Source organism: Amnibacterium soli, from assembly GCF_039544415.1.
GTDB lineage: Bacteria > Actinomycetota > Actinomycetes > Actinomycetales > Microbacteriaceae > Amnibacterium > Amnibacterium soli.
In genome coordinates this window covers 189,623-208,724 of record NZ_BAABLP010000006.1, presented here as the reverse complement: position 1 = coordinate 208,724, position 19,102 = coordinate 189,623, and the positions used below count along the sequence as shown (strand labels likewise).

General features: G+C 70.5%; 13 protein-coding genes and 1 pseudogene. 7 read left to right on the top strand and 7 right to left on the bottom strand.

The genetic code is table 11. The features are described 5' to 3' along the window. Nucleotides 1-39: 39 nt before the first annotated feature. From ABEA53_RS14170 to ABEA53_RS14160, 3 genes are all read left to right on the top strand, one after another. Entirely contained in the window at nt 40-1,023 is a 984-nt protein-coding gene (locus ABEA53_RS14170) for a class I mannose-6-phosphate isomerase (protein WP_345481920.1), read from the top strand. A 706-nt stretch (nt 1,024-1,729) separates the two neighbouring features. Continuing rightward, a complete protein-coding gene (locus ABEA53_RS14165) occupies nt 1,730-2,572 on the top strand; it encodes a glycosyltransferase family 2 protein (RefSeq protein ID WP_345481919.1) in 843 nt (280 codons plus the stop codon). A gap of 5 nt (nt 2,573-2,577) precedes the next feature. Beyond that, entirely contained in the window at nt 2,578-3,129 is a 552-nt protein-coding gene (locus ABEA53_RS14160) for an acyltransferase (RefSeq protein ID WP_345481918.1), read from the top strand. Nucleotides 3,130-3,268: 139 nt separating this feature from the next. Here ABEA53_RS14160 and ABEA53_RS14155 read toward each other — a convergent pair whose 3' ends face one another. Together ABEA53_RS14155 and ABEA53_RS14150 are read right to left on the bottom strand one after the other, a co-directional pair. After that, nucleotides 3,269-4,744, bottom strand: coding sequence for an MATE family efflux transporter (locus ABEA53_RS14155; RefSeq protein ID WP_345481917.1), 1,476 nt, complete (start codon nt 4,742-4,744; stop codon nt 3,269-3,271). A gap of 6 nt (nt 4,745-4,750) precedes the next feature. Continuing rightward, nucleotides 4,751-6,805 carry a hypothetical protein gene (locus ABEA53_RS14150; protein WP_345481915.1) on the bottom strand — a complete coding sequence of 685 codons (2,055 nt, stop codon included), beginning with the start codon at nt 6,803-6,805 and terminating at the stop codon, nt 4,751-4,753. 281 nt (nt 6,806-7,086) lie between these two features. Between ABEA53_RS14150 and ABEA53_RS14145 the strand changes: the two genes are divergently transcribed. Further along, a complete protein-coding gene (locus ABEA53_RS14145) occupies nt 7,087-8,460 on the top strand; it encodes a tyrosine-protein kinase domain-containing protein (RefSeq protein WP_345481914.1) in 1,374 nt (457 codons plus the stop codon). A 22-nt stretch (nt 8,461-8,482) separates the two neighbouring features. Continuing rightward, nucleotides 8,483-9,607, top strand: a complete 1,125-nt coding sequence (locus ABEA53_RS14140; protein ID WP_345481913.1) for a glycosyltransferase family 4 protein — start codon at nt 8,483-8,485, stop codon at nt 9,605-9,607. Here ABEA53_RS14140 and ABEA53_RS14135 read toward each other — a convergent pair. From ABEA53_RS14135 to ABEA53_RS14120, 4 genes are read right to left on the bottom strand one after another with little or no spacing between them, the layout of a single operon-like run. Further along, nucleotides 9,582-10,829, bottom strand: coding sequence for a glycosyltransferase family 4 protein (locus ABEA53_RS14135; RefSeq protein ID WP_345481912.1), 1,248 nt, complete (start codon nt 10,827-10,829; stop codon nt 9,582-9,584). The two genes, ABEA53_RS14140 and ABEA53_RS14135, sit on opposite strands and share 26 nt — an antisense overlap. Further along, nucleotides 10,826-12,127, bottom strand: a complete 1,302-nt coding sequence (locus tag ABEA53_RS14130; RefSeq protein ID WP_345481911.1) for a hypothetical protein — start codon at nt 12,125-12,127, stop codon at nt 10,826-10,828. Before ABEA53_RS14130 ends, ABEA53_RS14135 begins: the two co-directional genes overlap by 4 nt. Further along, nucleotides 12,124-13,263, bottom strand: a complete 1,140-nt coding sequence (locus ABEA53_RS14125) for a glycosyltransferase (protein WP_345481910.1) — start codon at nt 13,261-13,263, stop codon at nt 12,124-12,126. The genes ABEA53_RS14130 and ABEA53_RS14125 overlap by 4 nt, the downstream gene beginning before the upstream one ends. Then, nucleotides 13,260-14,447 carry a glycosyltransferase gene (locus ABEA53_RS14120; protein ID WP_345481909.1) on the bottom strand — a complete coding sequence of 396 codons (1,188 nt, stop codon included), beginning with the start codon at nt 14,445-14,447 and terminating at the stop codon, nt 13,260-13,262. The genes ABEA53_RS14125 and ABEA53_RS14120 overlap by 4 nt, the downstream gene beginning before the upstream one ends. A 313-nt stretch (nt 14,448-14,760) precedes the next feature. Between ABEA53_RS14120 and ABEA53_RS14115 the strand changes: the two genes are divergently transcribed. After that, on the top strand, nt 14,761-15,756 hold the full coding sequence (locus ABEA53_RS14115; RefSeq protein WP_345481908.1) for a GNAT family N-acetyltransferase: 996 nt from the start codon (nt 14,761-14,763) through the stop codon (nt 15,754-15,756). Nucleotides 15,757-16,356: 600 nt separating this feature from the next. Here the strand turns inward: ABEA53_RS14115 and ABEA53_RS16950 are convergent. Next, nucleotides 16,357-17,403, bottom strand: a pseudogene (locus ABEA53_RS16950) (flavin-containing monooxygenase); the annotation flags it as partial. Between the two features lie 272 nt (nt 17,404-17,675). Between ABEA53_RS16950 and ABEA53_RS14110 the strand changes: the two are divergent. Beyond that, a complete protein-coding gene (locus ABEA53_RS14110) occupies nt 17,676-19,073 on the top strand; it encodes a glycosyltransferase family 4 protein (RefSeq protein ID WP_345482097.1) in 1,398 nt (465 codons plus the stop codon). Nucleotides 19,074-19,102: the final 29 nt, after the last annotated feature.

Genomic DNA, 19,102 nt, shown 5'->3' with positions numbered 1-19,102 from the left:
CGGCTGCAGTCGGGTCGCGAGACCTGCTGAAGGAGCCCCATGCCGGACCGGCCGATCGTCCTGCCGTCCAACCGCCCCGCGGGCCGCTTCTACCGGGGCGGCCGGCGGATCACCGATCTGCGGGGCGACGCGCCCGCGGGGAAGCACGAGCCGGAGGACTGGATCGCCAGTACCGTGCACGTCTTCGGGCAGGCCGGGGTGGGCGAGACGGTGCTGGCCGACGGTAGGACCCTGCGCACCGCCGTGGAGGCGGACCCGGTCGGCTGGCTGGGGCAGCAGCACGTCGCCGCTTTCGGCAGCGACACCAAGCTGCTGACGAAGCTGCTCGATGCGGGCCAGCGGCTGCCTGTGCACGCGCACCCGGACGGGGCGTTCGCGGAGCAGCACCTGGGTCATGGGCACGGCAAGACGGAGGCGTGGGTCGTGCTCCGCGGCGGCACCGTCCACCTCGGCCTGCAGCGTGCGGTCGGCGAGGCGGAGCTGCGCGAGCTCGTCGACGGCCAGCGGACGGCGGAGCTGCTCGAGCTGCTGCATCCGCTGCAGGTGGAGGCGGGCGATGCTGTACTGGTGCCCGCGGGGCAGCTGCACGCGATCGGCGAGGGCGTCCTGGTGCTCGAGGTGCAGGAGCCCGAGGACCTCTCGATCCTGCTCGAGTGGAGCGGCTTCGACATCGACGGCACGGAGGCGGGCCACCTCGGCCTCGGCTTCGACACCGCCCTGCAGGCCGTCACCGTCGACCCTCTCGACGAGTCCGCGCTGGAGGCGCTCGTGACGCGCGGCAGCGCTTCCGGCTCGGTGCTGCCAACCGCTGCGGATCCGTTCTTCTCAGTGGAGCGGGTGCCGGTGGACGGCGAGGTCCGGCTCACGATCGGATACGCGGTCGTACTCGTGGAGGACGGCGACCTCGCGATCGGCAGCGTCCGGGCGGGCCGAGGCAGCACTCTGCTCATCCCTGAGGGAGCGGGTGCGGTGGCCGCATCGGGCGAGGGCGTCCTGCTCGTCTGCCGTCCGCCGCGTCCCTGACGGACCGCTCGAGGAACGCCCTTCGCGTCCTCACCGAGCTTTGATCGGCTGACGCGCGGCTTCAGTGACGCCCCGGCGCTGCTTCCCCGATCGAGTTGCGGAGCAACCGGACTTCGAGATCTCCTGCGCGCCTCGGCGTGTCAGAACCCCCCCGAACGGGTGACGCCGACAAGATGACGACGTCCTCTCATCGAAGGAGCCGTCGTGACCAAGCCGATCCGCGTCGTCCGCAATTGGGCGGTCGAGCAGGTCGCGGCGATCGCCAGCGTCTGCCGCCCGCTGCACCTGCCGACGAACCTCCGCCGCTGACTCAGCGCGATCCTCGGAAGGCGGCCGGCGACCAGACCCCTGCTGGACCGCGCGGCTCGATGCAGCAGGACGAGACGATGTCATCGAGGGCGCGCGCCATCGGACGAAGATCGTGTGGCGTTGCCGAGGGGCGGTTCGCAGACCATCAGCAGCGGCACGTCGTCCGGCGCGAGGTGAAGCGCGACTCTCGCGTTGGAGGGGACTCGGGCTGGTCCTCGCGTCGATCCGGCGCTGTTGATCTGGAAGATCGTGCCCTGCGGTTGCACCACCCCGACGAGCGGCTACCTGCTCAGGGAGCGTCCACCCGCTGAGCGACCCCGGAACGGGACCATGCGTCCTCGCCATCGGGGGTGCGGGTGATCGTGGCTGAGTACCAGCCGTGTGCAATGCTTCGTCCGTGCCGAGGACCGTGCCCGTCTCCGTGTGCATCTGCACGATGAACCGTCCGGAGCTCCTCGCCGATGCGCTCGAGAGCATCGCGGCCAGTGCGACCCGGCCGGCCGAGGTCGTGGTCAGCGACGACAGTGCGGACGACGCGACGGAGGCGATGGTCGGAACGCGGTTCCCCTGGGTGCGATATGTGCGCGGGCCTCGAGCGGGCGGCATCGCAGGCAACAGGAACGCGATCATCGACGTCGCCACGCAACCCGGCATCGCCTTCATGGACGACGATGCGCAGGTCACGCCGGATTACTTCGACGAGATCGCGGCGATACTCGAGGATTCCCCGGGGGCCGTGGTGAGCGGGCTGGTGCGCAACCACCTGCCTGACGGGCGCACTGTCGTCGAGACGCCCGGGGGCGTCAACTTCCTCGGCTTCCCCGTGGTCCCATGGGACGCCGGGACGTCCAACATGCTCACGATGAGCGCGACGGTCTTTCCCGCCGACCTCTTCGAACGAACGCGCTTCGATCCCAAGCTCATCTACGGCTTCGATGAGGTCGACATCTCTCGTCGTGCGTCCGCCCTCGGCTATCCCGTGCTCCTGCGCAGGTCGTTCGTGGTGGATCACTTCCCGCAGCAGGCGGGGGAGTGGTACCGCGAGTACACGAACGCCTCCCGCATCTACTCCACCTGGAACTTCTACCGTCACATCCAGGGCCGTCCTCTTCGTGCTGCGGCGTTCGTGGCGGTCGTCGTGCCGCATCACCTCATCGTCGGCGCCCTGCGTCGGCACGGCCTCCGCCTCGCGCAGGCACGGAACGATCTCCGCGCGGCGCTGCGGCTCGCTCGCGCTTGATCGTCATGAGTCTGATCCGACGTGCCGCCGCCGTGCTGTCGACGACGGCACGGCTCCGACGTCGACGTGTCCGCTTCGGTCGGCATCCTCGGACCGAGGGGATGCTTCCGAGCGTCACCTCCTACGGCGGGGCCATCGTCATCGGCGACCACATCATGTTCCGAGGCATCGAGGCTCGAGCGGCCCTGCGGGCGAACGAGGGCGCGACGCTCCGCATCGGTGACCGAGCGCTGATCAACTCAGGAGCGAGCATCGAGAGCTCGACTGAGGTGTCCATCGGGGACGATCTGCTCATGGGCCCGTTCGCTTCGATCTCCGACTCGGATGGCCACGAGGTCGTTCACGGAGCGGGAGTGCGCAACGCGCCCGTCGTGCTCGGGAACGGCGTCTGGATCGGGCGAGCGGCGATCGTGCTCCCAGGGGTCACGGTCGGAGACGGAGCGGTCGTCGGCGCAGGGGCAGTCGTGACTAAGGACGTCCCCGCCTGGACCGTCGTGGTGGGCAATCCCGCGAAGATCGTGCGCGAACTGCAGCCCGGCTCGGGAAGACGGGAATAGTCGACGCAGGTGTCGCGTCGTGATGCGTGATGCTCATGGGCGGCCGCTGCGTCACGCGGCGTCGCGCCGTCAGGGTCTTCCTCCCGAGGTCGGTCCGAGCGGGAAGCGGCATCTCGCGCTCGGGATGGCCGGGGTGCTCCTACGGGATCACCTCGGCCTTTCTCGGCTCGAGGCCGCGCACGCCTGCGACGATCCTGATCGCCTGCGAGATCAGCAAGGGGAGGCCGAGGGTGGCCGCCAGCGCGCAGGCACCGAGCGTCGTGGACACGTCTGGGACGAGCAGGCCCCATAGCGCCCAGAGGGCGAGGAGCGGACCGTAGAGCCAGCTGTGCGCCAACCAGCCGCGTGAGTGCGTCACCAGACCCAATCCCCACGAGGCGAAGTTGGAGACCGCGGCACCAGCGGCAACCACCACCAGCTCGCTGCGCAGGTGGTCGTACCGAGGTCCGAGGACCTGAAGCAGCAGAGGTTCGAACAGCACCACGCCCAAGACGTAGGCGACGCAGATCAGGCCGTATGCGCAGACGACCGCGCAGGAGGCGCGGAGCACGTCCCTCCTCGTACCGCCGGCTCGCGCGATGTACGGCGCCGCGATGTTCGCCATGACGCCGTTGACGAGACCGAAGGCCACGGCGAACCGGCCGAGTGCCGCCACGTCGGCGATGGCAAGAGGATTTCCGCGAAGGACGAGCAGCACGTTGACCAGCTGATCGCCGACGATCAGGAAGACGCTGACCGCGAGCGTGCTGCGGATCGCAGCACCGAAGATCCTTCGATCCTCAGGGGTGAACGGCAGCGCCGCATGTCGGGAGCTGATCGCTCGAGCCATCAGACCGCGCTGAGCGATGCCGATGACGAGACCCAGCGACAGGTAGATGAGCACGCCTCCCACACCGATCATCGCCGCCACCCCGATCAGGGCGACGCGGAGGCCCGCGTTCACGATGTCGAGCACCTGCAGCGCCGTGAAGCGACCGGAGATCTGGTAGTCGATCGAGAGGAGCCCGATGGAGAGACTGTTGAACGACAGCGCCCCTGTCAGCACCGCGATGAGCACGGCCGCGACGAGGGAGGTGCCCGACGACACGAGCAGGAAGAGCAGCAGCCCGAGGGTCGGCACGATCGCGATCGCCCAGATGGTGCGACGCCATCGAAGGGCGGCGGCCAGGAGCGCAGCGAACCGTCCGGCCTGATCGGCACGCGCGGCGGCTGCCATCATCGCGCTGTTGATGCCCGCGTCGGCGATGATCACCACGGCACCGAGGATGGTCGAGCTCAACGAGTAGGCGGCGTAGTCCACCCTGTCCAGGGAGCGGATGATCAGGACGCCGGCGACGAAAGCCAGTGCCTGCGAGAAGATGCTCAACGCGAACGAGCGAGCGATCCGATCGGCTCGACGGCGAAGCGTCGCGACAGGGGAACGGGGGCGGTCCGCTCCGGGGGCGCCGCGGTCCTCAGTGCGGTCGCTGCTGCTGGAGACGGGGGGCTCCATGGATCGTCCTCGCCTGCTGCACGACTGAGCGGACGGGGCGTCCGACCGGGCGATCGTAGCGGGGAGCGGAACGGCGCGGCACGTCCCCGTTCGCGGTGGGCGGGACAGGGCCGTCCCGCCCACCTCGGCTCAAGTCACGTTGGTGATGCTGATGGAGAAGGGGCGACCGCCGGGCCTGTAGGAACCGCCGAACTCGAACGCTGCGTGGCCGTCCGGGCCGAGGCCGAAGCGGGCCCCGCCCGCGGTCCGGAAGATGACGGGGCCGTAGCGGTACGAGGCGACCTTCGCGCCGCTGTAGTCGGCCACGGTCACGACGTAGGACTCCGTGCCGTGCGTGTTGTTGTCCTCGGCCGCCACGGGGTCCAGGAGGCGGGTGTCGCGAAGCGTGCGGACGACCGAGCCGCTGCTGCCGTTCACGCGCACCCACTGCACCGCCCTGGTTCCGCGGGAGGTCACAATCACGGTGTCGTCGAGGGACTGGCGGACGGCGTCGCCGGTCGCGCGATCTTTCACGTAGGTGATCCCGGTGGGATTCGCGCCGACCTTGATCCGGCCCACCTCCCGGACGCCCGCTGCGGTCGCCGACTTCGCTGACGTGAGTCCTCCGACTGCGAAGACGTGCAGTACGCCGTCCACCGTCCCGACGTAGGCCCTCGGCGTCGACGCACCCGAGAGCATCCCGGCGACCGAGGCCGGTGCTCTCCGCAGCACGACGGTCTTGACGACCCGGGGCTTCCCAGCCGGGAGGGCGGAGAACTTCTTCGGGAACTGGTGCGCCTGCTGGCCCATCGTCGAGATCGCTGCATCGAATGCTGCGCGCGGTCCGAGATAGGCGCGCGTCATCTGCTGGAAGAGCGGTTGGAGGTCGACGAACACGACCTTCTTCTCCTCGCGGGACGCCACGACGGCGTAGCCGGCCGAAGCGAGCTTGCCGCGATTGGTCCCACGGATGAAGGACTGGCGGTTGTTCTCATCGGCGAGGGTGAGGTCGCCGAGCTGAGCGTTACCGCCGCCTGGACCCGAGAGCTGCACGGGGAAGGAGTTGTCCGACACCGCGGAGAGGCTCGTCGCCGCCGCCACGGGCAGAGGCACGGTCCCGAGGACCTTGGCGAAGGTCGGTCTGCCGTAGTTGCGGAGCCCGGGGTAACTCGCCGCCCAGTCGAAGCTCCAGAAGGAGCCGTTCCGCTGCGAACCGCCCAGGGCGATGACCACCAGCTCCGACTTCAGGGTGCGCGTGTTCCAGGCGGTGACCAGCGCGAACTCGTTGCCGTTCGTGACCGAGATCGCCGACGGGCGAAGGCCTGCCGGCAGCTTCGCGCACACGGCGCCACGCGCGGTATTGGTACCGGCGGCTGCGACGACGCCGTTGTCGAAGGCGATGAGGGAGTTCGCAGTTGCTTCGCCGTGCGCATAGGCGCGAGCTTGCGCGACGAAGCGGCCCGGTGCGGCTCCGATCCGGTTGAGACACCGCACGGTGTCGCTGCCTGCGAGCAGGTCGGGGTCGGGATGGCCCTTGCCGTAGTAGGTCCAGGAGGGTCGGGGGGCGTAGGAGAACGTGTTTTGGCTCATCGCGAGCGTCTCGATGTGGTCGACGCCGACCGCCGGCGATCCCTTGGTCGGCACGTACCCGACCTGACCCTGGTCGCTCGAGTAGTCGTCCCGTCCGAGTCGCTGCGGTCCTGCGACCTGGTAGGTCCTGTCGGTGCTCGTGCCGTTCCCCGCGAAGCGCTTCGCGGGCGGCTGCCAGATCGGGGACGACTGCTGCGCGCCGGTGCGGATCGAGGCCGGGGAACCGAAGCGGTAGGTGATGCCGGCCGCGGTGGCCAGACGTGCGGCCATGCGGCGGTAGGCAGCGGGGTCGACCCTCCCGGAGGCCGTGAGCACGCTGCCGCTGGAGGCGCTGGCCGGGGAGGAGGAGGCGTTCGCCGAAGCAGCGGGCGTCGCCGAACCGGTCGACGGTGCGATCGAGACCGGCAGGTCGCGCGCGGCTGGTGCCTGTGCCGCGTCTGGCGCGAGCCTGGTGGTCGATCGCGTGCTCGGAAGGCTGAGGACGTCCTGCGCCTGGGCCACGGTACCGGCGATCAGCACCCCCGCGACGACGGCGGCGATGGGCGCCATCAGCGCCAGGGGGTGGGGCCGGAGGCGCTGCGAAGCGCCGCGGCGGTAGCGGTGTCGAGCTGCCATCGTTCCTCCTCGGCGTCGGCCGAAGCCCGGACCGTGTCGGTGCGCCGGGCCGGGGGACCCGACCCATCGTCAACAGGGTGCCAGCATCCCGCGTCGCACCGCGCCGCGCGGACGGGTGTCGCGGGGGTCTTCCGCTTGCTGGAACTGGTATCGACCCTGTTCATCACCGGTGAGGGAGTCGCTCGTTCAGGGGAGTTCGCAGACCGCACCCGCTGACTAGCCTCGTCGTGAACCCGGGACAGCGAGCACGTCCTCCCGGTCATGGGACGAGGGAACAGGACTTGGATCTCAGGCTCTTCCTTTCGACCGTCGTGCGCGGGTGGCTCGTCATCGTGGCGTGCGTCGTGCTCGGGCTGCTGCTCACCGGTATCGCGGCCCGCGGGCAGACGCCCGCCTACCAGGCGACGACAAGGCTTCTGCTCGACGTGCAGTCCGCTGCGAACCTCAACGACCTCGCGCAGGCGAACTCGATCACGCAGCAGGTGATCGGCAACTACGCGCAGCTCGCGCAGACCTCCCCGGTGCTCGAGCGGGCGGCGTCGGCCTCCGGCCTCCGAGTGGAGGCAGCGCAGCTGTCGAGTGCCGTGACGGCGACCGTCCCGGACGGCACCTCGTTCCTCGACGTGACCGCGTCGTGGCGCACCCCCGACGGCGCGGCGTCGATCGCGGACGGCGTCGCAGAAGGTCTCATCGCGGAATCGCGGGACCTGACCTCCAGCAGCTCGCGGACGCAGGCTCGACTCGTGCTCACGGTCGTCCAGCCGGCCATCAGGCCTTCCGTCGCCGTCAACAGCGGCCTGGCTCAGCAGCTGCTGATAGGGGGCGTGGTGGGCGCGATCGTCGGGCTCGCCCTCGTGCTCCTGAGGCAGCGGATGGACCCGATGTTCCAGAGCGTGTCGCAGATAGTCGACGTCACGGGGCGTCCGGTGGTCGGCACGGTATCCCGCGATCGTCGACGGAGCAGAGGTGATCTGATCCGGTCCAGCCCGCCCCGCTCCGATGCGTTCAGGTCCTTGCGTGCCGCGCTGATCGGCGTCGGCGCGATCCCGAACCGCGACGACGTCGGGACCAGCATCGCGGTCACCTCGGCCTCGTCGCGCGAGGGTAGGACGAGCGTCGCGTTCGGCCTGGCATCGGCCCTCGCCGTCGCCCGTCGGGACGTGGTCGTGATCGAGACCGACCTCGCACATGCGCAGTACGCCGGTGAGCTCTCGATGGAGCCGGAGCCGGGGCTGGTTCAGGTCCTCAGCGGTGAGTGCACGCTCGACGCGGCACTGCGGACGACGTCGAGGGAAGGCCTCCACGTGCTGGTGGTGGGAGCGAATGATCCCGCTGCGGTCGACCTCGTCGAGTCCGACGCGATGCGACAGGTGCTCGACTCGCTGCAGCAGCGAGGCTGGACCGTGATCATCGACACGCCGCCGCTGCTCGCGACGTCGCACGCCGGCGTGCTCGCACTGGACGCGGAGTCCGTGCTCCTCGTCATCGACGCGAACGATGCACGCGAGCGCGAGGTGCGACGAGGACTCGCCGTGCTCGAGCAGATGGGGGTCTCCGCTCCGCGGGTCGTGGTGAACGACATCCCGGCGATCTGGGGGGACTCCGTCGCTCGCGCTCGCGGCGCCTACAGCCGCCGGCTGCGGACGCGCTCCTGAACGTGCGGAGACGGAGGGCTCGATGAGGATCGATCTCGTCTATCCCGTGCTGCCGCCGGTGGTCGACGGCATCGCGGATCACACGGTCCTGCTCGCCCGCGCGCTCGTCGAGGACGGGCATCGCGTGCGGCTGCTGTCCCGTGCGTCGGACTCGCCGCAGCCGACCGGCTTGGAGGTCGTCGCGGTCTGGCCCCGTTCGGGCAGGGTCACTGCGGGGCCGCTCGTCGAGGAGGTCGTCCGCGGCGAGGCCGACGCGGTCGTGCTGCAGTTCGAGCAGTTCGCATACGGGCACCGGGGGATCAATCCGGACTTCGCCCGAACCTTCGGCATGCTGCGTTCGCGACATGCTGGCGCGGTGCGGGTGCTCTACGCCCACGAGACGTGGACGTCACCGGAGCGGCTCGCATGGATCCCGCTGTGGATCGCTCAGCGCGCGCAGTTCCGCGCCCTCGTGCGCTCGGCGGACGTCGTCGTGGTGGCGGCGGAGCAGTGGCTCGAGCGGGTTCGACGGGTCGGCGGAAGCGCCGAGCAGGTCCCCATCTTCTCGAACATCCCCGTCTCGCCCGAGGGCGCTGCCGGCCTGCCGCTGGATCGCGACGACGCGGTCGTCGTCTGGTTCGGCTACGTCGACTCCCGCCGCGCAGTCTTCCTGGACGAGGTCGTCCGCGTGCTCAGCGGGAGGCCGGGGAGTCGTTTTGTCTACGTCGGCAAGGACGGAGATGTCGTCGACGGACGTCTGGCTGCACGCGGCATCCGCTATGAGATCGTTCCGACGCCGACCACCGAAGTCGTATCCGCATGGCTGCGTGCCGCCGACGTGTGCGTCGCTCCTTTCGTCGACGGGGTGAGCGCCCGCAGGGGATCGTTCCTCGCCGCTCTCGCGCATGGAGCACGAGTCGTCACCACGATCGGACCGGACACCGACCGACACCTCCGTCATGCAGCGCATCGCGGCGTGTACCTCGCGGGCGACGAAGTCGCAGGATTCGGTTCGGCGCTCCGCGAAGCGCTCGGAGGCGTGACGAGCCGTGGCGCCAGGACCGACGTCGTGAGTCCGGAAGCGGCCGCAGAGTATGCGCGGCACTTCGCTCCGGAGGCGGCCGCGGCGCGCCTCCTCGACCTCATCGCGGCGGCGTCCCGGCGCTGATCACGCCCTCCACCACGGTTCGCAGGTCGTCGCGGTAGGTGGCCCAGGTGGTGCGGCGGGCGATGTCGAGCGCCTGTGACTTCGCTTCGTCGAGCCGGTCGCGATCCAGTACCCACCGCTCGAGCAGCGCGGCGATGGCTGCCGAATCGGCCGCCGGGACGATCCAGTGCCGCGTCTCGTCGTCGTACAGGTCGATCGCCCCGGTCCGATCCGTCGCGACGACGGGCAGACCCTGCGCCAGCGCCTCGAGGATCACGAGCCCGAAGCCCTCCACGATCGAAGGGAGGAGCAGGACGTCGAAGGTTCGCATGAAGGCGGCCATCTCGTGGTGAGCGACCGCCGGGATGTGTCGATGCCGCGCGAGCGCCCGGTGCAGCACGTCCGCGCCGGAAGGCGCTCCGCCTCCGACGAGGGTCAGATCGACCCGAGCGCCGAGCGCCTCCGCGGCCTCGAAGATGTACGAGAGTCCCTTCCGCTGCGTCAGTGAACCCACGTACAAGGCGCGGAGCGGCCCACGGGCCGATGGTCGGATGCTCGCGGCCGGCTCGGGGCAGCCGTAGGGGATCTGCACGACCCGGGTGCCCGGTGCGGCCTCACGCACGCTCGCTGTCGAGAGGGACGACGCAGTGAGGACCAGGTCCGCGGCCTCGAGCTCCGCCGACTTCCTGTCGAGCGCCCATGCAGGATCGTCGAGCCCGCCGAGCAGCGGCGCCCACTCCGGGTTGGTCTCGGCCTCTTCCTCGAGCAGCGCGTGCTTCATGCGCCAGAAGGGGATGGGGAGGTCGTAGATCCGAGCCAGGCCGAGCTGCTCGGCACCGATGAAGGTGGCGAGCGCGCCGTCCTCGTAGCCGAGGACCGCACGCGTCCGGCTCGAGATCTGACGCGCGGTGATCCGGTCGAACGTCGCGTACATGCGGTGCAGGTCCGGCGGCCCGATCAGCTTCGCGGCGAGTGAGGAGCGCCGGGCGGCGAGTCGCCGCAGCTCCGGCAGCGGGTGGACACGGGTGAGGGGAGCCACCGCATCGGGTACGCGACGCTTCTCGAGGACTCGGGCGACGGGTTCGGACAGGGCGGCGATGCGGCTGAGTCGGGGCCCGGCTGCGAACGAGGTGTGCATCGCCTCGAGGAGCCCGCCTTCCGCGAGTGCGAGTGCGGCCTGCCGGACGTTCGTGTTCAGCGTCGGGTGCATGAGCAGGACACCACCGGATCTCGGCTCGTTCACCGCAGCGCCCCCTCCGTGCTCCGCACCGTGATCCTCGGTGCCGGACTGTCGCGGTCGGTCACCGAGAGGACGAGCAGGGACAGGAGCACGGCGAAGGCGCCCTCGTTCGTCGGCGTGCCGTTCACGGACGACAGCAGGAGCAGGGTGGCGAGTGCCGCGCGGAACAGCGTGCTCTCCGACGGGGCGCTTCGCAGCCGGGCGAAGGTCAGCACCGTCAGCAGCGCCGCAGCAGCGGTACGAAGCAGCGACAGCAGGTAGCCGACCGCCCCGAGCTCCGCTACCCAGCGGAGGCTGTCGTTCTCGATCCAGCCGGCTGTCGAGCCCAACGCGATGCCGGCGTTGGACCTCGCCCCCATCCCGTCCCCGAGCATCGTCGGCAGCTCGCCGAGGTAGAGCGTGACCTGATCGAAGAGGCGGCTCGAGCTGTCCTCGCTCTCGCTCGCCTGGTCGAAGCGTGTGACGAAGGAGGTGAGCACCTCCGGCAGAGCGATCTGGATCACCGCGAGCGCGATCATGAGGAGGGCGGCGAGGCCTGCGACGCGGCGGACGGAACCCGGGAGGCCGCTCAGGGTCTGCTGCAGCAGGTAGACCGCGAGGAGCAGCGCTGCGTTCAGCACTGCGCCGCGGGCGCCCGACAACGCTGTCGTCGCAAGTGCACAGGTGACCGCGGTCCACCCGGCAGCCCGGCGTCCGGGGGTCAGCGTCCACGAGAGGGCGACCGCGAGTGCGACCAGGAGATAGATCGTCAGCCCTGACGGCGCGCTGAAGGTGCCGGTCGCGCGCACGACGCCGCCGCTGTTGACGAAGATGTTGGGAGCTCCGCCCACCTGCCTGTTGATGAAGGCGCTGGGAGAGGCGAGCACCTGCAGGACGGTGAGGACGAGCTGAAGGGGCGCCGCGGCGATGAGGACCAGCGCGATGCGGTCGAGCTCGCGGCGAGTCCCGTGCAGCCAGCAGATCGCGAGCAGGAGGAGGGGAGCGAGGTAGCTCCGCAGTCCGAAGAGCAGCACGAGCGGCGGCGGCGCGGACGGCTGGATCGACTGGAGCGCGAGCCAGCCGCCTGCGACCAGCAGGACCGCAGCGGACCACCAGGGCAGCGCACGGATCGCGGTGCGCCGCCCTGCTGCCATCCAGACGATGGAGAGCACAGCGAACCCGTCGCGGGCGACGTAGAACAGCAGGCTGCTCCCCGGTACCCACTTCCGGAACGCCCCCTCGATGATCCAGAGCGCCGCGTACCCCACGACGATCGGCCCGACCGTCCGTCCATGGGCGGTCTGGAGCGCTCCGTCGCTCACGAGTGCCTCGATGTCCGTCGAGCACCGTGCTCGGTGTCGACCAGGTCGAGGGCGATGGTGTTCAGCTGCTCGGCGAAGGCATCGGGGCTGAAGCGCCGAGCGTCCTCCTGGACCGCCGTCGCACGATCCGGATCGCGGATCGCGGACCAGGTCGCGTTCCAGTCGACGACCGCCATGTCGTCGGGGACGAAGACGTTGTGCGGACCTACCTCGCGGAAGACCGGGAGCTCCGAGCAGATCGCAGCGGTTCCCCAGTGGTTGGCCTCGACGATCGGCCAGCCGAACCCCTCCTGGCCCGAGAGCTGCAGCAGCGCGCTCGCTCCGGCGTACAGGTGGGCGAGCTCGTCGTCCGTCAGCCCAGACCGAACGATGACGTCCGGCATCTCCTCCGGCGATCCACCGATCACCGCTCGTTCCTCCGGGGTGAAGGGATCGCCGACGACGACGAGCCGGAGCTCGGGCTCCACCGCTGCGCGGAGTCGCTGCCAGGCCTCGACTGCGAGCGGACGCCGCTTCCGCCAGCTGGAGGACGAGACGACGAGGAGATACGGTGTCGCGCCTTCGTCGACGAGGCCGACCGTGGCGGAGGAGACGGCGGGGGACAGCGGGTTGTGCAGCAGCCGGCTCGGCGTCGCCGGGTAGGCGGTCCTCACGTCCTTCAGGGTCGCTTCACTGACGGCTGCGATCGCGGATGCGCCCCGGAGGGAGTCGCTGATGAGTCGCTGGTAGAGCCTCCCGGTCCAGCGGGGGCGGTGCGCGTCGAGCCTGCCTTCGGCGGCGTGGATGGCGATGAGGTCGTGGCAGGTGATGAGACGTTCCGCTCGGCGCGACACGAATCGAAGCCACGGGGCATCGCTGTGGTCGGAGACGTGCACGAGCGCGTCGTGCCGGGTCAGCACCGGCAGGGTCAGCGGGAACAGGATCAGCTTCTCGAGGTAGACGACGCCCTTCCTCATGACGGAGTCCTCGCCGATGCGATCGGAGACCCAGGTCCGCGGCTTCAGGACCCGGACCCGCCAGCCCGCGGACCGGTAGGCCTCCGCGAGGAGCTCCCCGTAACGACGCATGCTCGGGCCGCTCGCGTGATGCGAGGCGAGCACCGTGACGCTGCGTTCGCCTCGAGTGGCGGCGGTCACGTCGCGCTCCGCGAGGAGTCGGCAGCGAGCGCCGGGCCGGGGCCGACCGGGAGCGTGTAGAGGTGAGTGAGACGGGATGCGAAGGCGTCACGGTCGAACAGCCCGGGCGGGTCGACCCGGCCATCGTCGAGTGCCGCGTGGACGGCAGCGGCGATCGCGTCGGCATCGCCGTCATCCACCACGTGCACCCCGGGACGGCCGACGAGCTGCGGGGCCAGCGCCGTGCTCCTGGTGATCACGACCGGGACGCCCAGCGTCACGGCGGTCGCGAGGACGTTGCCCCACGGCTCCTCGAACGAGGTGAGGACGAACACCCCCGCGGCGAGCAGAGCGGCGACGACGCCGTCGGCCGGCAGGACGCCGCCGTAGGAGAGCGACTCCACATGCTGCTCGACGGCGGCGAAAGCCGCGAGATCGCCCTGATCGGGGCCGAAGGCGAGGTAGCGGTCCTGCCACGAACGGGCCGCCGAGACCTGCGCCGCACGCGCGAAGTCGAGCACCCGCTTCCGTGGATGAAGTCGGGCGATGAAGACGGCCTCACGGCGGGGGAGAGGCGCGGCGTCCAGAAGTGATCGGATGTCTCCGCGATCGACCGCGACCGGGTTCCCGAGCACCGTGACGTCCCGCACGCTGGAACCGAAACGCGAGCGGAGAGCGCGCCGCTCCTCCTCGGTGAGCGCGGCCCAGCGATCGACCTTCGTCAGCAGCGGGATCAGAATGCGATCGATCACGTCGTGCGCCGCAGAGGTGCGGCTGGTCAGCATGCCGTGCGGCTGGGCGACGACGCGCTTCCGACGCAGCCGTGCGATGAGGAGGGCCGTCACCGGGATCGCCTCCCGAGCGAGCGCGATGTGCACGACGTCGGCGCGGCCGATCGACACCCACAGCTGGCGGACCATCCCGACGGAGAGGAGCGTCGTGAAGTCGCGGGTCGGGAGCCATCGGCGCACGGGCCTGAACGAGGTGGTGCCGTTGCGCATAGCGGGCGGAGAGTCGCCGCTGAGATGCCCGGCGGTGAGCTCGACGTCGTATCCGGACGCGGCGGCCAGCTCGAGCTGGTCCAGCACGACGTCGAACGGGCCCCCGTAGCGGCTGGTCGCGCTCGCCAGGGTCACCACGGCGCAGACGCGGAGCGACGGGCCGCCCGAGTCGGGGGAGTCGGACCGCGGTGAGGCGTCGGTCATGCGATCGGCTGCTCGCATGACCTCTGACTCCGTGTTCGTCGACAAGGATCCACCACGAGCGCGGATGTCTCCCGGTGAGGCCGATGGTAGTGGAGAGCGGCTGCGGCGCACTCCGCCAGAAGTGGGTACGAGCGGAGGCTCGAGATGCGGGTGAGCACCTGTGCGGGAGCGTGCGCACGGGCACTGCGGCCCGCTTCTGGGGGCGCCGACAGGCTTCCGCGGCCTCCACGACTGCTCTAGGTTCGTGAGGCGTGCAGACCAACCGGCAGTCCGTGAAGGGCTCCTCGGGCCGGGCGGCTCGGCGGGGGCGAGGGTGACGACGGACGGCGTGCGGCTCGTGGTGTGCGGGGCGTCCGGGGTCTGGGACGAACTGGTCGCCGCCGACTCGCGGGCGACGCCTTTCCATGACTGGTCGTTCCTGCGTGACATCGCTGCTCGTTCGGGCTGGCGGTTCCGGCCCCTGCTCGCAGTGGCGGACGGTCATCCGGTGGGCGTGGTCCCCGTGCTGTCGCTGAGGCGGATTCCGATGACTCCTCCTCTGCCGTTCCCCTACCTCGGACCGCTCGTTCCTTCCCAGCATCTGCGCGGAACGCTCTCTGTCCTCCGCCGGTGGCAGGTGCGTCATGCGCATCTCCTCTTCCGGGCGGCGTTCTCACCTCAGCAGCCGCCGCCGCCCGCGGAGTCGGATCCGGGCTTGGAGGTGGACGTGGAGCCGACGTACGTGCTCGACCTCTCGCACGGCGACGAATCGACGTACCTGAGCGGTCTGCACTCCGACCGCCGTGCTGCGCTTCGGAGGGCCGCGCGCTCCGGCATCACCACGCGGCCCTCGCTGCCGGGCGAGGCGCTCGCCGTCCTGCCACAGGTGATGCAACGGTCGTTCGAACGCCACGATGCGGAGGCTCCTCGCTCCGTGACCGCGATCGCGGAGTACCTCGACGAGCGCATGGGCTCCGACGGGCGACTCATCGTCGAGACCGTCCTGGAGCACGAGCAGCCCGTGGGACTCCTCGTCGGCGTACGTCATGGCGACAGGGCCTACGGATGGGTCGGCGGCACCCTGCCGGAGTCGCTGCGGACGGGGGCGAGCACTGCGGCCTATGACGCGGTGATCCGGCGAGCACTCCACGACGGTGTCCTTTCCTTCGACTTCTACGGCCACGTCGATGCGGGCGTCGGCCGGTTCAAAGCGTCCTTCGGTGCCGAGCAGCAGCCGTTTTGGACCTTGAGGAGCTCGCTCGTGCCCCGCCGCCTCGCGGTCCTGCGCCGGCGCAGCACATGGAGGCGGCCGGGCGGCCGTGTGCAGTGAGCTCCCGCGCGAGCCCGTGGTCCGCTGCCGCAGGCGACGGGGTCGGTGTTCGAGCCGCCGACCGCGGAGGGTGGTACGACTCCGAGTCGAGGACCGCGGCGAAGGTGACGACGACCTGAGCGGTGACCGGCCCGATCGCGCCCGACGATGTTCAGCCCGAGCTGTCGTCGCCTCGTCGCCCTCCGTCGTCGGTTGCTGAGTCCACGGGTCCGAGCCGCAGGTCGCGGCGTACTGCGGCGAGCGCCGAAGCGTAGTGGTCGGCGCGGAGCGTCCGGAACCACTGCTCGACACGCAGCCGACGGGGCAGCGGGTGACCGAGGTCCTGCAGCAGGAGGTCCAGGTCCGGGAGGTCGCTACCCGGGATCGAGAGGATCTCGGGTCGGCCGTCGCGGTTGCCGTTGCCGCGCGGCGAGGGCCCAGAACCGGACCCGATCCGACCTCGCGAGTGGGCGGCGACCCAGAGAGCGACGATCTCGGCCGTGAGGAGGCCCGAGATGTTCCCGGTCCAGCCGACGAAGTAGAGGCCTCGGACACCGACGGGCAGGGCGAAGCGATGAAGGCGAGGCCACCGGACTCGTCGACCAGGCGGGACACCACGTCGTCGGGAAGGAACGGGAAGCGGATGCGGTACCCGGTGCCGAGCACGATGTCGTCTGCAGGCAGCTCGACGCCGTCGTCGAGGACGGCGACCGGTCCCGGGTCGGCGGCGAGTCGGACGACCTGCTGGTCGCGTCGGACGACGATGCGGCCCTCGCGGATCGCCTCGTACAGTCCGGGCGTGACCTGGCTCGACGCGTTCGTCAACCCGCCTGACGGGCGCAGCCCCATGCGGGAGAGGCCCAGATGCCGGTCGATGACGAGGCTCATCCCGTCACGGAGCAGGTGCGGTGCGATGCGGAGCGCCTTGTGCACGATCCGCGACCGCAGACGCTGGCGGCCGTAGAGCAGCCATTCGCCGCTGCGCGTGAGCATCAGCAGCTCGTGGATGCGCATCCGGCCGATCCGCTGCGGGGTCTTCCAACGCAGGCTCCGAGCGACGACGGTGAGCGACGCGCTCATCGGCTGCAGTGCGACGGCGAGGTCGCAGGCGGTCTTGCCCCAACCCACCACGACCGTGCGACCGCCCCGGTGCGGTTCGACTCGGAGGTCGCCGGGTAGCGCGACCCGGCCGCCCGCACGCTCGAACTCGTCACGGCCGGGCCAGTCCGGCTCGACCGGGTCGGACAGTGCTCCTGAGGTCACGACGACGACGTCGAAGCGCTCTGAGCCCGTCTCGCCGTGATGCTCGGTCCGCACCCTCCAGCTGCCGTCCGCCTCCGGGTCCGCGTGGACCACCACGGTCTCGAACCGGATGAGCTGCAGAAGGTCGTGCTGAACGGCGTACCGCCGGAGGTACTCGCGCATGTGCGCTGACGTCGGCTGGTCCGGCCACTCGGCCGGCATCTCGAGATCGGAGAAGGAGTAGGAGGGCTTGTCGTTCTGGGTCGCGAGCCCGGGGTAGTCCCGAGCGCTCGACCAGACGCCTCCGAGCTCGGGCAGCGCCTCGAGCACCACGACGTGATGACCGGCGTCGCGCATCGCGCGCGCGGTCACGATGCCCGACGCGCCGGCTCCGACGACTGCGACTCGGCGGGGGCGCGTCTCCATGGTCCGTGCATGTTGACAGATGCTCGATCAGCCGGGGGAGCCCTCCTCCGGGGACGGAGAGCGGATCGGCCGTCATGAGCGCCTTCGATCACGAGGCCGGTGCGGGTCGCGAGCGCTGATCGCGATGCTCGACCTGCTCGGAGCCGCGCTTCGCTGGACCCGGCTTCCGCGGTCGGACGAAGGAGGGACGGCAAGGCCTTCGTGGGGCCTGCCCCCAATCCGGGGCAGCTCGGGCAGAAGGTCCTTCCGGGTGAAGCGTCGGCGGTCCTAGAATCCGGACCGAACGTCACCCAGCGTTCTCCCATCCCCCTCTACCCGATCTCCGAAGCCTCCGGGCTCGCGGCGTCGCATCCCCTCCCCAGGAGCACGTCATCGTCACCCTCATCATCGGCGTCAACTACGCCCCCGAACGCACCGGGATCGCGCCCTACACGGCCGGGATGGCCGAGCGCCTCATCGCCGACGGCGAGGACGTGCGTGTTCTGACCGCGTTCCCGCACTACCCGGAGTGGCGATTCGAAGCCGCTCCGCCCCGGTCGACCTCACTCGTCGTCCGCGGCGTCCGCGTGCGGCGCCTTCGTCACCGGCTGCCCCGCGGCGGCTCGTCCGCGTCGCGACTGATCTCGGAGCTGAGCTTCGGTCTGCGGGCGCTCACGGCGCGATGGGGCCGCCCGGACGCGGTGGTCCTGGTCTCTCCGGCGCTCTTCGCCTGCCTCGTCGTCGCACCGCGGCTCCTCCTGACCCGCACGCCGTTCGTGGTGTGGGTGCAGGACCTCTACGGGCTCGGCATCCGGGAGACGAGCGGCGACGGGCGCCTCGCGAGGTCCGTGAGCCGCATCGAGAGCTGGCTGCTGCGGCGGGCGGATCAGGTCGTCGTGATCTCCGACGGCATGGCTCAGGTCACGCAGTCGCTCGGCGTCCACCCGGATCGGATCTCCGTCGTTCGCAACTGGACGCACATCGACTCGACGCCGCTCGCGGACCGAGCGGGCTACCGGGCCGCGCTCGGCTGGGGTGAGGACGAGACCGTCGTCCTCCACACCGGCGCGATGGGGACCAAGCAGGACCTCGGCAACGTCGTGGAGGCGGCTCGGCTGGCGGACGCTGCGACCGCACCGGTCCGTTTCGTGCTGATGGGCGACGGGATGGACCGCAAGCACATCGAGCAGCTCGCCGAGGGGGTCTCCCGCCTGGAGGTGCTCCCGCCGGCTCCGAGCGACCGGTACCACAGGATGCTCCAGGCGGCCGACGTGCTGCTCGTGAACGAGCACCCCGGACTGCGGGGGATGGCCCTCCCGAGCAAGCTCACCAGCTACTTCACGAGCGGTCGGCCGATCGTCGCGGCCACGAACGCCCAGAGCGCGACGGCCGGCGAGATCCGGCGGTCGATGGCCGGCGTGCAGGTCGACGCCGGCGTGCCGAGCTCGCTGCTCGCGGCCGTCCGAGCCCTGGTCCGCGACCTGGACCTGATGAGCGAGCTCGGTGCCTCCGGGGGGCGCTACTACCGCTCCTCGCTCACGCTCGACGGCGCAGCGCGCTCCTTCGAGCGGGTTCTCGCAGCCCTGCCCGTGGCGGCCGAGCGGCTGCCGGTCCCCGCGTCCGTCTCCGCCTCGATCGATGCGGTTGCGGCTCGGGAGATCGTCGTGGAGCCGGTGCAGGTCGTGCGATGACCAGCTGACGAGGGAGGGCTTGTGACCGA